Origin of the sequence: Paenibacillus typhae (assembly GCF_900099765.1) — a bacterium.
Taxonomy (GTDB): domain Bacteria; phylum Bacillota; class Bacilli; order Paenibacillales; family Paenibacillaceae; genus Paenibacillus_AQ; species Paenibacillus_AQ typhae.
On record NZ_FNDX01000002.1, the window covers coordinates 136,019 to 151,497 of the forward strand.

The 15,479-nt window shown below is 43.6% G+C and carries 11 protein-coding genes and 1 riboswitch; all 11 genes read left to right on the forward strand.

The features are described from left to right. Positions 1–36: 36 nt before the first annotated feature. The 11 genes from BLR64_RS02265 to BLR64_RS02315 all read left to right on the forward strand — a co-directional run bounded on the left by BLR64_RS02265 (position 37) and on the right by BLR64_RS02315 (position 14,849). Complete coding sequence (locus tag BLR64_RS02265) at positions 37–1,239, forward strand: murein hydrolase activator EnvC family protein (RefSeq protein ID WP_090711811.1); 1,203 nt, start codon at positions 37–39, stop codon at positions 1,237–1,239. Positions 1,240–1,359: 120 nt separating this feature from the next. Further along, positions 1,360–1,833: a C40 family peptidase gene (locus BLR64_RS02270; RefSeq protein ID WP_090711813.1), complete on the forward strand. Its 474-nt coding sequence runs from the start codon at positions 1,360–1,362 to the stop codon at positions 1,831–1,833. A gap of 89 nt (positions 1,834–1,922) precedes the next feature. After that, positions 1,923–2,342, forward strand: a complete 420-nt coding sequence (locus tag BLR64_RS02275; protein ID WP_341833372.1) for a BlaI/MecI/CopY family transcriptional regulator — start codon at positions 1,923–1,925, stop codon at positions 2,340–2,342. After that, positions 2,339–3,211, forward strand: coding sequence for a M56 family metallopeptidase (locus BLR64_RS02280; RefSeq protein ID WP_090711817.1), 873 nt, complete (start codon positions 2,339–2,341; stop codon positions 3,209–3,211). Before BLR64_RS02275 ends, BLR64_RS02280 begins: the two co-directional genes overlap by 4 nt. Before the next feature lie 125 nt (positions 3,212–3,336). Next, on the forward strand, positions 3,337–5,325 hold the full coding sequence (locus BLR64_RS02285) for a heavy metal translocating P-type ATPase (protein WP_208607117.1): 1,989 nt from the start codon (positions 3,337–3,339) through the stop codon (positions 5,323–5,325). A 168-nt stretch (positions 5,326–5,493) separates the two neighbouring features. Then, entirely contained in the window at positions 5,494–7,788 is a 2,295-nt protein-coding gene (locus BLR64_RS02290) for a heavy metal translocating P-type ATPase (RefSeq protein WP_090711820.1), read from the forward strand. Positions 7,789–7,946: 158 nt separating this feature from the next. Continuing rightward, positions 7,947–8,336 carry an ArsR/SmtB family transcription factor gene (locus BLR64_RS02295; protein ID WP_244157599.1) on the forward strand — a complete coding sequence of 130 codons (390 nt, stop codon included), beginning with the start codon at positions 7,947–7,949 and terminating at the stop codon, positions 8,334–8,336. Positions 8,337–8,889: 553 nt separating this feature from the next. Then, positions 8,890–10,416: a spore germination protein gene (locus BLR64_RS02300; protein WP_244157589.1), complete on the forward strand. Its 1,527-nt coding sequence runs from the start codon at positions 8,890–8,892 to the stop codon at positions 10,414–10,416. After that, complete coding sequence (locus BLR64_RS02305; RefSeq protein WP_090711824.1) at positions 10,413–11,609, forward strand: Ger(x)C family spore germination protein; 1,197 nt, start codon at positions 10,413–10,415, stop codon at positions 11,607–11,609. The genes BLR64_RS02300 and BLR64_RS02305 overlap by 4 nt, the downstream gene beginning before the upstream one ends. Positions 11,610–11,856: 247 nt before the next feature. Then, positions 11,857–12,936, forward strand: coding sequence for a GerAB/ArcD/ProY family transporter (locus BLR64_RS02310; protein WP_139171898.1), 1,080 nt, complete (start codon positions 11,857–11,859; stop codon positions 12,934–12,936). 332 nt (positions 12,937–13,268) lie between these two features. Further along, positions 13,269–14,849, forward strand: a complete 1,581-nt coding sequence (locus BLR64_RS02315) for a ClC family H(+)/Cl(-) exchange transporter (RefSeq protein WP_090711827.1) — start codon at positions 13,269–13,271, stop codon at positions 14,847–14,849. Between the two features lie 68 nt (positions 14,850–14,917). Continuing rightward, a riboswitch (cyclic di-AMP (ydaO/yuaA leader) is annotated at positions 14,918–15,057 on the reverse strand. Positions 15,058–15,479: the final 422 nt, after the last annotated feature.

Below are 15,479 nucleotides of genomic sequence, written 5' to 3' on the forward strand. Positions count from 1 at the left end.
TAGTTTATATATACAATTCGGAAATGGAGATTCATTATGAAAAAACGATTCGTTGCAATTCATTTGGCTTTCTGGGTTACTCTTGTAATTCCTGCAGGAGCAAATGCTAAAACAGCCGGTCAAATTGATCAGGAACTCAACCAACTGCAGCAACTGGAAAATAGTACAAAGCAGCAGCAGCGCAAAGCAGAACAGGATAAGAGTCAAGCTCAGCATTATCTGAATAAAAATCAGAATTACTTACAGCAGGTTTTAAGTGACATTAATAACATTGGGACTGAGCTTACTCAAATTTCAGCAGAAATTGAAGAAACAGAAGTTTCACTGGAGGAGATAACCGAGCGTTTGAAGCTTACGGAAGAGCGGATTGAGAATCGTCAAGGCTGGATTACAAACCGCCTGCAGCTCACATATATGAATGGGCCATTTTCTTATTGGGAGGTGCTGCTATCCTCTTCTAGCTTTGGGAATTTTATCGAACGCGTAAATGTAATGCAATCCATTCTTGAACAGGACCGTATGCTGCTGGATGAACAGCGCCAGGATCAGGCAACACTGGAACAGCAGCAGCAACAATTAAACGAGAATTATGCGGATGTGAGAGCTCTTTATGCTGATGCTGAAGCTCAAAAAAAGGTGCTGGAGCAAAAGGAACAGGAGAAGCTAAAGTTAATATCCTTATATAATGCGGATATCATTGAAAGCGAAGAAATTTCCGAGGAACAGGAAGCACAGCTGTTGGAAATTGCAACAAAAAAAGCTGCGTTAGAGAAGGAAAAGAATAAATTGCGGGCCGCGCAAATCTATTCCAACAGCAGGCCCGGTGCCAATACAGTCAGTAGTAACGGGGGAACAATGGCTGTACCAGTTGCTGGCGCACGTATCACCTCAACATTTGGCAGCCGGGTACATCCCATTACCAAGCAAGTCAAGCAGCACAACGGTGTTGATATGGCGGCTGCTGAGGGGACCACCATAAAGGCTGCCGAAGATGGCATAGTCATTGTTGCTGACTGGTGGGGAGGGTACGGTAATACAGTCATTGTCGACCATGGAAATAATATGTGGACCTTATATCCTCATATCAGAAATAACGGAATTAAGGTGCAAAAAGGGCAAGCTGTGAAAAGAGGGCAAAAAATTGCTGAGGTGGGCAGTACCGGCAATTCCACAGGTCCACATCTGCATTTTGAGATCCGGGTAAATGGCAAGGCGGTTAATCCTATGCCATATTTATAATTCCACGAATGAGTTAAGCCCTTGACAAAATATTCGATAATAAACTACAATTCGTAGTAGTTACAAAATATTAATAATTTGCTTTGCTGATTTTATTGGCATGGAAAGGAGCTTGAACGTTTGAAGAAAGCCATTGTTTTTGTACTAGGTGCCGCTCTTTTATTATCTTCAGGATCCGCAAATGTATATGCTGATGATTTAACGAAGCTTGAAAATGAAGTCAGTGAAGTCATGGGTGTTCCGTATAAGTGGGGAGGAACTAAAGCCTCCGAGGGATTTGATTGTTCTGGATTTATCTTATACATATTTGATAAATTTAATCTGGATCTCCCAAGAACCTCAAAAGCTCAAGCATCAACAGGTGTTTATGTAGAAAAATCAGAGCTAAGACCCGGTGATTTGGTCTTTTTCGACACTAGCGGCAACGGAATATCGCATGCCGGGATTTATGTAGGAAACGGTAAATTTGCCCATTCCTCCAGCAGTAATGGAGTGTCGATCAGTAAGCTTTCTGAAGGATACTACAAACAAAGATACGTTACGGCAAGAAGAACCATCTCAGAAAACAGTTATCAGAAAATGATCAGTGATTAATTTTTATATGCCCAAGATAAAGTCTCTAGATCTTCTAGAGGCTTTTTACTACAATAGAATGAAGTAGAATGGAGGTTGTATCTTTGAAGGTGAAGAAGATAAATTTAAACGAAGAAGGTCTGCACCGTTTTTTTGGCACACTTGAAACAAAGATCATGGAGACGCTTTGGTCTAAAGGCCGGCTCACGATTAAACAGGTGCATGAATTGATTGATAACGAAAGCCCGATATCACTAAATGCTGTAATGACCGTCATGGTCCGGTTGTCAGATAAGGGACATTTACACAAGGAATCAAGCGGCAAGGGCCGGGGGAAGATTACTTTTTTTTCTCCTACTCAAGACAAGGAGCAATTCATCATTGAACAGACTAAAATGGTAACCGATGGTTTAGTTGAAGACTTCGGTTCTCTAATGGTTAGCCATCTTGTTGATAATCTCGACAAAGCTGATCCGGAGCTAATCGAAAGGCTGTCCAAAAAGCTGGATGAGTTGAAGAAGAAGCCATGAGCAGCCATCGTCTCCGGTTACCGCAACAAACCAAGCTGGCTTTGCTCTTTCTCTGGGTTACGACAATCGCGGTTGTTGTAGCTTTAGGGTATAACGTAGTTCATCAGGTTCAGGATATTCCGTTCAAATCGGATCTATCAAGATTCTTAAATATGTTAGTCGTAGATACCCTGGCTAACCATATTATTTGGGAAATCATTTTAAGCGGTTTGGTTGTATTCTGTCTGACGGTTACCGGCAAGCATATCATTCACCAGTTCAGGATGCATTATAAATGGAAAAGGTATGTATCCGCAAAAAAGATTCAGTGTATAACTAATCCTGTCATCAAGTCTTTTAGGGACAAAAACATCCGGGTGCTTATTATAGAGGAGTCTGCCTGGATTGCAATGACGGTGGGGTTTTTCAGACCTGTCATTGTCGTTTCAACTTCCATGATTGAACGTTTTCAGGATAATGAACTTACGGCTATTCTGTATCATGAATACTATCATTATAAATCATTTCATCCGCTACAGCTTTTTATAATGCACATGACCGGACAAGCCCTAGCGTTTCTTCCTGTTATTAAGGAAATCGTACACCATTATCAAATCTGGATGGAGCTGCTGGCCGACCGCTACGCTGCCAGACAGATGGGAAGCGAGGTGCCGCTTGCTGAGGTACTCCTTAGTATTACCCGACAACAGCGCTTGGACGTCCCGGTATTCAGTGTGCATTTTGCCAATGAAGCCGTTAATTATCGGCTAATCCAGTTAATCGATTCTAAACATGAACTCAATGTACCTTTATTCAATTGGTCGAAGATGATTTTATCGATTGCTGTACTGCAGATCATCTTCATCATCTTTATTAATTATTGTATTTAAAATACGGCTGTATGCAAAAGTGAAACAGAAACGTCACTTTGCATACAGCTTTTTTTGATAGGTATGTTGCTGAAATTCTTGGACATCTTAAAAAGTGGTTAATGAGATTCAAAGGAGGAGTAAAAATGGGACAACCAACACAATCCGCATCCAATAATCATGATCACTCACACCCTTCGATATTTGGCGCGAATGCTGAACTGCTTTTCTCTATTCTATCCGGTATTTTCCTTGCCGGAGGCTTTATTTTAAGCCGTTTGATCATTGAATCTGAAGGGATAAGCCTAGCTCTTTATTTGGCAGCATATTTTTTTGGCGGTTTTTTCACAGCAAAAGAAGCCTGGGAATCTTTAAGCAAAAAACACTTTGAAATCGATTTTTTAATGCTGTTGGCGGCAATCGGCGCCGGAATTCTGGGCGAATGGGCAGAAGGAGCATTGCTGTTATTCCTGTTCAGTCTTGGCCATGCCCTGGAGCATTATGCCATTAACAAAGCACGCAAATCCATTGAAGCATTGGCAGATATTGCCCCTAAAACGGCGATCGTCAGAAGAAATGATAAACAAACCGAGGTGCCCATTGAAGATTTACAGATTGGAGATACTATCATTGTAAAGCCTAACAGCACCATTTCGGCTGATGGGCTAGTGCTGAAGGGTAGCAGCAGTGTGAACCAAGCACCGATTACAGGTGAAAGTGTTCCGGTAGACAAACGTCCAATTGCCGACTCTGGCGTAGATTACAGGGATTTCTCAAAGATACCTCCCGAAAATAAGGTTTACTCCGGCACCATTAATGGTACCAGCGCTCTTGAAGTGAAAGTGATTAAGGAAGCCAGCGATTCAACGTTGTCCAGACTGATCAAGCTCGTTAATGAATCGGAATCTCAGAAATCGCCCACACAGCAATTCACTGATAAATTTGAAAAGATTTTTGTGCCTTGTGTCCTGATTCTAGTGGTAATTCTGCTGTTCGCCTTTCTTGTGCTGGATGAAGCCTTCTCTGACAGCTTCTACCGGGCGATGGCAGTACTTGTCGCGGCAAGCCCCTGTGCGCTTGCCATCTCCACACCGAGTGCCGTTCTTAGTGGCATTGCCAGAGCTGCCAAAGGCGGGGTACTCATTAAAGGCGGCGGGCCGCTTGAAGAGCTTGGTGAGCTCACTGCACTTGCTTTTGATAAAACGGGGACACTAACCGAAGGGAAGCCTAAACTCACGGAAGTCATCCCCTACGGAGATAAAAACCTTAATGAGCTTCTCCTGACTGCTGCAGCTGTCGAAAAGCTCAGTGATCATCCGCTGGCAGTCGCTGTCGTTAAAGGTGTTCAGGAGCGGTTAGGTACGGTGGATATCGAAGAAGCTGGCAGGTTAGAGTCTGTAACAGGCCGGGGGGTGAAGGCAATATGGAAGGGAGAAGAGGTGTTCATCGGGAATAAGAGCCTCTTCGAGACAGAACTTTCCATTCCGCTTCCTGATGATCTGGTCAATAGTTTGAGCAATCTTGAACAATCCGGGAATACAGCAATGATTATCAGAAAAGGGAACGACTTTTTGGGCTTGATCGGATTAATGGATACTCCCAAGAACGAGGCTGCAGAAGTTATTTCCCGGCTTAAAGAAATTGGAATGAAGCAAATTATCATGATTACCGGTGACAATCAGCAAGTGGCGGATGCGGTCGGACGGACAATCGGATTGACGGATGCCTGGGGCGGCTTGCTGCCGGAAGATAAGGTCGCTGCCATTCAAAAGCTTGAGCAGAAGGAACGTAAAGTGGCAATGGTTGGTGACGGTGTGAATGATGCACCTGCCATGGCCAAGAGTACGGTAGGAATTGCGATGGGGGCGGCTGGGTCTGATGTTGCCTTAGAAACCGCGGATATTGCCCTGATGTCCGACCAATTACGCGGACTCCCCTTTGCAATCGGACTAAGCCGGAAGAGTAAAGGAATCATCAAACAGAATTTGTGGGTAAGTCTTGGTGTAACAGCTGTGCTAATCCCTGCGACCATTTTTGGAATTGCCGGGATAGGATCAGCTGTATTAATTCATGAGGGCTCGACTTTACTCGTCGTTTTTAATGCTCTGCGTTTACTGGCCTTCAAATCAGAGTAGACCTGTACCATCAAACTTTATCCACCTCCGGTGCTTCCCGCACGGGAGGTTTTTTTATTATATACCGAAACTATAGACTTCTCTCTTGACGAAGAGGAGGAGAGCAGAATATAATATAAACAAACATATGAACAATTGATCATATATAAATAAACGAGGTGATAAGCAATGGAATCAAGCTCAGCCTTAATTAAACGGAAAGTTACGCTTAAGGGACTGGACTGTGCCAACTGTGCACTGAAAATTGAGGATGGTGTCAGCAAGCTTGACGGTATTTCATCATGCTCTGTAAATTACGTAAACCAGTCAATGACAATGGAATTTGACCCGTCGCGCGAATCGGAAATTATGGCTTCTGCCCGGAAGAAAGTGAAAGCCCTTGAGCCGGATATTCAGTTTATTGGCCAAATTAAGCCATCTGCACAGAAATCATCCTCACAACAGCATGCAGGGCAAAATGGCGGTAAAGCGGATCTTCATCACGATCATGGAAGCGGCCACTCCCCTCACTCCCATGCACTTGCTAAAGGGGATGTCGATCATGATCACAAACATGATCATGCAGATGATGACGGCTATGGACACAGCCATGACCACGGTGAACAAGGTGTACGGACAATGGTTCTACGCCTGATTGCCGGTTTGGCCATCGGAGCCGCAGCGATGCTGCTGTCTCTTAACACTAACGTTGAGCTCCTACTTTTTATTGCCTCATATCTTATTGTCGGGGGCGATATTGTACTCCGGGCTGTCAAGAATATTATCCGGGGACAGGTATTCGACGAATACTTTCTTATGTCGATTGCAACCATCGGCGCGTTTGTAATTGGAGAATACCCCGAAGGTGTAGCCGTAATGCTGTTCTATCAGGTAGGTGAGCTATTCCAGAGCATTGCAGTTAACCGCTCTCGTAAATCAATCAGTTCCTTGCTGGATCTTCGTCCGGACTATGCCAATCTTAAGGTCGGTGATGAGATTAAACGGGTCAGTCCTGAAGAAGTCAATATAGGCGACCGGATAATTGTCCGCCCGGGAGAACGTGTACCTCTGGATGGAATTGTAGTGGAAGGTACCTCTGCAATGGATACTTCGGCGCTTACAGGAGAATCTGTACCGCGTGAAGTGGCTGCCGGTGAAGATGTACTTAGCGGGTTTATCAATAAAAACGGTGTACTAACCATAGAGGTAGCCAAAACTTTTGGTGATTCCACAGTGGCCAAGATCTTGGACCTGGTTGAGAATGCCAGCAGCAAGAAGGCGGATACCGAGAAATTCATCACTAAATTTGCCCGTTATTATACACCAGTTGTAGTCATTATTGCGTTGCTCCTTGCTGTTCTGCCACCATTGTTATTCAGTGGTGAAACCTTCTCTGACTGGGTATACCGCGCTCTTGTCTTCCTGGTTATCTCCTGTCCTTGCGCCTTGGTTGTTTCCATCCCACTAGGATTCTTTGGCGGGATCGGGGCTGCTTCAAAGAACGGAGTACTGGTAAAGGGAAGCAACTACCTGGAAGGGCTTAATGATGTAAAGTATGTGGTTTTTGACAAAACAGGAACTCTTACAAAAGGCTCCTTCAAGGTTAACGCCATTGTTACTGCCGGTGAATGGACTCAGGAGGACATCCTGCTGTATGCTGCTTACGCTGAAATACATTCTACTCATCCTATTGCTCAGTCCATCAGAGAGGCTTACGGTCTTGAGCTGGATGAACACCGTATTTCAGATTATAACGAGATATCCGGACATGGTATTCAGGTTACCTTTGAGAACAGCTCTGTACTTGCGGGTAATGCAAAGCTGATGCAATCAGAGGGAATTCCCTTCACTGAGCCGAAAGAAATTGGAACGATCGTTCACCTTGCGATCAACAAGCGTTATGCCGGCTACATTGTGATTGCAGACGAAGTGAAAGAGGACTCGGCAAACGCAATTCGTTTACTCAAAAAGCTTGGTGTGAAGCGGGTTGTTATGCTAACCGGAGATAATAAGGCAGTGGGTGAAGAGATTGGCCGCAGACTCGGTGTTGACGAGGTACACGCAGAGCTTCTGCCGCAGCACAAAGTCGAGGAACTCGAAAAGCTGGATGCCGCCAAATCACCAAAAGAAAAAATTATCTTTGTAGGTGATGGAATTAATGATACCCCGGTTCTGGCCAGAGCTGATATCGGTGTAGCTATGGGTGGACTTGGTTCTGATGCAGCAATTGAAGCAGCGGACATTGTGATTATGACGGATGAACCTTCTAAGCTGTCTTCGGCCATACAAATTGCTAAAAAAACACGTGGCATTGTCTGGCAGAACATACTGTTCGCCTTACTCGTCAAGGGACTGTTCCTGCTGCTCGGGGCCTTCGGCATTGCAACCATGTGGGAGGCGGTCATCGCCGATGTAGGTGTGAGTCTAATCGCCGTACTTAATGCGATGCGTGTATTAAAATTAAAACCTGATTTAAATGTATAGAATGTTTTGTCCTTAGTTAACAAGCCCGGTTTCTTTTATGGAAATCGGGCTTGTTTTGATTTGAATCCTAAATTGATATACACTGGAAAAACGATGATATCTGAACGGCATCCTGAATCAAGGGACTTTTTAGTCCTATGTAATGGAAGGTGAGTTCCCTGGATAAAAGTAACGACTATTATAATGTTGATAATGACTGTGCATGCTCTCCTGATGAATTAGAGAAGATAGGGAAGGAAATGATTCAGGAACATATTGCCGAGCAGGTGGCTGACTGGTTCAAAGCGTTCAGTGATGTCACAAGGGTCAAATTAATAAGCCTGCTGATGCAAAAGGAACTATGCGTGAACGATCTCTCCAGATTAATGGATATGAACCAATCTGCTGTTTCACATCAGCTACGATTTTTGCGTAATTCAAGAATTGTGAAACGGCGTAAGGTGGGGAAGACCGTGTTTTATGCACTGGATGATGCTCACATTGAACAGATCTTTACCCAAACTCTTTTACATGCGGCACATGATAATCATCACCTGGACCCGGAGTAATGCATTTCCTCAGCTGCTATCCAGAGATTGATTTAAATGACTTAGATAAAAAAAGCCTGATTCCTCCACATTGGAATCAATATAGAACGCTAAAGTACACAAAAATCGTTGAACATCCGTGCCCGAATCATAGCATAAGAACAAATAGAGCTATTTCAAAAATGAAATCCTACGTACCGGCACGAATAACCATCAAATATCCAAAAAATTATGAACTGATTAATTACGTTGTTTCATATATAAAGAAACATAATTAATAAAACAACTCGATTGAGTTGTTTTTTTTGCGGCCGAAATAGAGGAATAATATGTATTTAAGAGAACAAGAACTTGATCCCTTTGCCGATATTGGACAAGAACATGGTACTATCGCCGTTTTGATGAATATCTATTAACTAAGTTATTCAGGATAATCTGGTCGAGAACAAATTGATCAGTTTTTTTGTCCTTGAATATCTTACGCATAACCTAGAACCGAAGAATGAAAAAGTAATTTCAGGTAAAACTATTCAGGAAAAAAACGTTAAATACACGGATAAAAAGGAGGGCTCTCATGAGATTTTATGATAGAAAAAGCAGTAGAGGATCGAACCGGGAATGGAACGAAGAGATGAAACCGCTTGGCCCAGATTCATCTGCCAATGCTGAAATTCTCAAAAAGACTCTGGGGGATAGCTCCGACTTAACCATCCGTTATTTGCAGGTCAAAAAGACACATGAAGGGCATAACGATATAACCTGTCAGGTGATGCTAATTTATTTGGATGGAATGGTGGATAATCAGATATTGCAGGAAAGAATCATACCAGGAATACAGAATTTGCAATCGATCCCTTATGATGAAGATTTAATTCCCCTCTTTACAGGGAGGGTGATCTCTGCTGGTCAGATCAGTCTGGTCGAGGATTTTCAGCATGCAGTCCGTACCATTTTAACAGGCTGTCTGTTGATTCTGATTGACGGGTATGAGCAGGGGTTAACTGTATCCATTCAGGGCTATGAGAAGCGCGGAATAGAAGAAACCAAAACACAGACTGTAATAAGGGGGCCGCAGGAAGGCTTCACGGAAGACTTGCGCACCAATATTACGATGATCCGACGGAAAATGAAGGATGAACGCCTGCGTATCGATACACATACAGCAGGACGCATGACACAGACCGATATATCCGTCATATACATTGATGGAATGGTTAAAAAGCAGGTACTTGATCAGATATGGCAGCTGATTGACCACGTATCTTTAAAAACGGTGCTAGAAGGGGAATATATTGAAGAATATTTGCAAAGCAATAAAGGAACCATTTTTCCTACTGTTTTGAATACAGAGAGACCGGATAGTGTAACTGCCGCATTAGCTGAAGGAAGAGTCGCCCTGCTTGTGGACGGATCTCCTTTTGCAATGATTGCGCCCGCCATGTTCCTGGATTTCATTCAATCTGCAGAAGACAGCTATCAGCCTTATGTATTTTCGAGCTTTATCCGGATTCTCCGGTTAATAGCAAGCGTAATCTGTTTAATTGCCCCTGCCATTTATATTGCCATAACTACCTATCATCAAGACCTACTCCCAACCCAGCTGCTGCTAAGTTTAATGTTTCAGCGTGAAGGGGTACCGTTTCCGGCTTTTGTAGAAGCAATATTAATGGAGATTACCTTTGAAATCATTCGGGAAGCCGGTATCCGGATGCCAAGAAATATTGGACAAGCGGTCTCCATTGTTGGAACCATAGTAGTTGGACAGGCAGCTGTTGACGCAGGATTTGTTTCAGCAGCCATGGTCATTGTAGTTGCAATCACCGGGATATCCAGCTTTGTTATTCCAGCTTACAATATGTCGATTGCTTTCCGGCTTACACGGTTTCTCTTCATGGGAATCGCTGCATCTTTTGGTATTTATGGACTGACGATTGGGTTTGTTGTTCTGGCTGTCCACTTGTGCAGTCTTCAGTCCTTGGGGCAGCCTTATATGCGGCCTTATGCTCCTTACATGAGCGGAGAACAAATGGATGGATTAATACGTGCCCCCTATTGGCTCCGTTCTAAATTGAAGGGCAAGAGGGGAAAGCAGCCGACATGAGAAAAATCGGGATTTTATGTATAGCTTTTATTATGGCTTTAAGTATAACCGGCTGTTGGAGCCGAAAGGAATTGAATGAGCTGGCCGTCACGATTGGCCTTGGTATTGATAAGACAGAAAAGGGTTATCGGATTACAGCTCAAGTTGTAGCTCCACGTCAAGCTGGCTCAAGCAGCGGAGCCGGAAGCCCGCCTGCTCTAATTATGTCCACAGAAGAAAAGACAGTAATGGAAGCTTTGCGAAAAATGACTACAAAGCTGCCGCGTAAAATCTATCTTTCCCATTTGAGTATTCTGCTGATTGATGAAGCAATTGCCAGGGATGGTGTCCTGAATGCATTAGACTTTGTATTCCGGGATCATGAAGTAAGACCTAATTTCGATGTAGTCATTGTTCGTAATGGAAGTGCACAAGATGCACTGTCTATACTCACGCCGCTTGAACAAATGCCTGCACGTGATATGTTCGATTCTCTTAACGAATCAGAAAAGGTATGGGCGCCAACCGCAGCGGTAACATTGCTTGATTTAATGAAATGGTTTAACACAGAGGGACAACAAGCCGTAATTACAGGTCTTAAGCTCGTGGGCGATGTGGAAAAAGGAAAAGGAAAGGATAATATCGCTGTCTTGGATAGTCCGGCGAAATTTGAATATTCCGGTATTGGGGTTATGAAAGACCAGGTTCTTGTAGGATGGCTTAACGATAGCGACAGCAAAGCCTACAACTATGTAACCGGAAAGGTGAAGTCTACTGTGGGCAAAGTGGAATGCCCGGATAAAGAGGGGCAATTCGTAATGGAGCTAGTGCATAGCGAGACGAAAATTATACCCCTGATCAGAAATGAAAAGCCTGCAGCATCAGTGGAAATTTCTGTTGAAGCCAATATCGCTGAAGTAGAGTGTAAGCTGAATCTTAATGACCGGAAGGTGCTTGAGCAGGTAAAAGAGCTTTCAGGACAGAAAACCAAAGAGCTTATTGATCACGGTATCAAAGAAGTACAGCACCGGTATGCTTCCGACATTTTCGGTTTCGGCCAGAAGTTTCATCAGAAATACCCGAAGCAATGGAAGAAATGGAGACAGGAGTGGGACCATTATTTTAGCGAAATGGATGTGGAGGTTACGGTGAAATATGAGATCAAGGGCAGGGGAAGAATTGTGAATCCGATTCAGAAAGGACTCGTGGAGTGAACCGGTTAATCATATTAGTGACTGTGATGTTGTGGATCTGGCAGGGCATAAAACTTCACTTGCACAAAAAAAACATTCGACATTCAGTACTAACCCACGGCTTGTATGCTAGTGCATTAATACTGAATATTATATATGAACAGCAATGGATCGGACCGGTGCTATTGAGACCGTACATCACGCTGCTTCAGATGGTCAATAAAGCTTTGGGCTTGGGATAAACAAAAAACAGGAAAGGAGGGTAACAGTGACATCACGAGAGTTATGTATGCTGCTGACGCTTAGTTATTGGGGAAGTGCATTGTTGGGACTTCCTTCTGTACTTATAGGAGTAAGTGGAAGGGATGCCTGGTTATCCATTATCCTGGGGACAGGGATTCAATTTCTTCTCATTCCTGTTTTTACAAGGATTTTTAGGCAGATGAACGGAAACAGTGTGGGCCAGTATTTGAACGGAATTTTTGGCCGTTGGATAGGAAAGGGGATGCTGGCAATCTGCCTGTTTTTTGTTCCCTTCCAAATCTTTGTACTGACTCTGCGGAGTCTTGGAGATTTCACAAGCACCGATCTCTATATTGAAACGCCGCCCGCTGCAATTTACATTATTATATTGTTTGCTATGGTGTACTGTTTACATAAAGGCATTACTGCTGTGGCTAAGTCCACTGAGCTTACCTTTCCAATCGCTGGCTTATTACTGGTAATTCTGCTGTTATCTCTATTACACGGTGCAGAGTGGAACCGGCTTCTCCCGTTTTTGGACAACGGGGCTGGACCGGTACTGCACGGTACGATGATGTTTGTTGGTTATCCTAACAGTGAAATCGCCTTGAGTTTATTTTTAGCGCCATATATGAAGTCCAAACAGTCCTACCGGAAGGCATTATGGCAGAGCAGTATTTTGACTGGCTTTGGCCTGCTTTTCCTGACAATAATGGTCACCGTTGTGCTCGGAGAAAATCTCCCGCCCAATATTCCATACGCAAGTCAATTTGCGGCAAAAACAGTGACTGTCGGAGGCTTTTACGAACGGATTGAGACGGCTGTTACGGTAATTTGGTTTATTGTCATGTTTTATAGGATGATTTTCAGCTTCTATATTTGCGCTCATGGCCTGGCAGATTTATTTGAGCTAAAGGAGCATTTTTCCTTTCTTGTACCTTTGGCGCTGCTCTGCATTCCATTGGCCATGCTGGTCTGGGATAATCCATCGGTTACAGCAGAAATAACAGCTGTCTGGCCGACGGGCGTTATTTTCTTTAATATTTTATTACCACTTTCCTGGCTTATTATTGGTAAAACCAAACAAAAACTTATAACCAAATAGATTTCCTAAGTTAATTAGAGTGTCCTCCATGAAAATGAACTATCGGCTTCTCTAAGCCCACAAGAGTATATTCTATTGTCGATCCATTCTTTAACTGAAATTGCTTGGACACTCTCGACATAATCCGCCTCGCGATCTTGTGTTCATTAATATCTTATACTTATGTTGTTAGAACGGGAAGAATCGATAGTATTTCTATCCCGTCTCCTTTACTTCCTCCTCTGACACCTATATTATTCAAGGATTTGACCGGAGATAATGTTATGGAAAAGTTTTTATGAAAGCTGTAAGATAGTAAACGTGTCAAAAAATTAGCAAAGAAGGTCCTGCAATTGAATGAAAATGATACCCGGAAATCGCTGAACATCTGGTTTGATTTTAAGTTCCGGCTGCTGGTCGGCGGAATAGCTGTAGGCGTGTTGTCCGGTGTAGTCGTCGTGTTTTTCCGGTTTGTCCTGGAGTATGTACTGGAACAGGTGCTTATTTTTTATCGTTATCAGCTTAATCATTTATGGATCGTACCCTTGTGGTTCATTGTACTGATTGTATCCGGATGGGCGACGGGTATGCTTGTAAAAAAACAGCCTGCGATTTCTGGCAGTGGGATTCCTCAAGTTAAAGCTGTGCTCCAGAATAAGTTAGAGGTGAACTGGTGGAAAGCGGTGTGTGCCAAATTCATTGGAGGCTCCGTTAGTATCTGCGCGGGATTATCCCTCGGAAGAGAAGGCCCTTCTATTCAGATTGGCGCATTGGTGGCCCAAGGCTTCAGCAGGTTAATGCGTAAAACAAAAACAGAAGAGCATATGCTGATTACCTGCGGGGCAAGTGCAGGACTGGCCGCGGCATTTAATGCACCTATTGCGGGCGTGATATTTGCATTAGAGGAAGTGCATATGAATTTTTCCCCTCTGGTTATGATTGCCGCGCTGGCTTCCTCACTTATGGCGGACTTTGTATCGAAAGAGTTTTTTGGACTGAATCCGGTGTTCCACTTTTCCAGTATTAGCGTGATTCCGCTTAATCAGTATTTCCATTTGATCCTCTTAGGGGTTATCGTTGGTGCAGCAGGAATTGGCTTTAATAAAGGCATATATGCCTTTCAGGATTTGTACCGGAAAATAACGTGGCTGCCCACTCACTTCAGACCGGTCATTCCTTTTGTGATGGCTGGCATTCTTGGGTTATGTCTGCCTTCGGTTCTTGGAGGCGGGAACAATCTGGTCAATGATCTGGTAGCCGGTGCATTTCAAATAAAGTTTCTGCTCATTATTCTGGCAGTCAAATTCTTATTCACTATGTTTAGTTATGGCTCGTCTGCTCCAGGCGGTATATTCCTTCCGATGTTGGTAATTGGCGCATTAATTGGTGTAATTTATAGCAAACTGATGAATGGTTTTATAGGGGCGCCTGTACTTACTGAAAGCAGTTTTCTGATCTTGGCCATGGCCGGATTGCTCACTGCCAGCTTAAAGGCCCCGATTACAGGAATTATTCTAATTACTGAAATGACAGGCTCATTTACCAATCTACTCTCCACCGGCGTGGTTTGTCTGGCGGCATACATGACAGCAGAGTTATTCCGCTCTTATCCTGTTTACGAGGTGCTTCTTGAACGTTTTCTGCACCAGGGCAGAGTAACACGCTCACCTGAATCTTCGGAATCTGCTGCGAAGATTATTCTGGAAGTTCCCATTCATCACGGCTCTCTCCTTGATGGCCTCTCTATCAAAGAGTTCTCATGGCCAACTCAATGTCTGATTGTTTCGGTCAAACGCGGTTCACAGGATATGATTCCTTACGGCGAATTAATATTAAGAGCAGGAGATTATCTGACTATTCTAACGGGGGACCACAACGTTCCTGCTGTCAATGAATCTTTGGGGCATGCTGCAAGTATCAGCCAGTTTCAATAGCAGGCGGGTCAAAAGAACACAAAAAGAGACCCTTAGCAAGGGTCTCTGGTTGATAAAAGTACATAAGGCAGACCCATCCACTGCTGACGAGGTTAGCTGACGGACTCGGGTAAGATGGTACCCTACACTCCTATGGAATGATTCGCCCCAATAAACTGGTTCCCCCGCTTTCCGGCTGAAAGAACCGGAAATTAAGCGTAATTGCATTATACCCACGAAGCTTTCAGAAGTCAAAAGGCTTTACTGAAGATCTATAATTGCATGTTGTAAACGAAACGTTCAACCCTGATATCTGGAGGAGTTGAATTTTTTTTTGCTCGTAAAAAAGAGAGGAAGGAGCAGAGAGCTAAATACACAAGTAAATATTGTAAATACCAGCATGAAAACCTGTCGCATCAAGGGATTATGGTTATATTTCCAAGGTGGGCAGCCGAAAAATACAGCCAAAAAACAGCACTAGTTATAGGCTTGTCACTTCATCAATGTAACCGCAATCATTGAGTGGTATGTTAGCTGACGTGCTTGACGTAATCTAAAAGCGTTTGTTATGGTTTTTCTAGACAAACGCAAAGAAAACAAATTTTTCATTGCGCATTATTCTTTCTTGCGTGAGCTATTCTGACCAAGAAA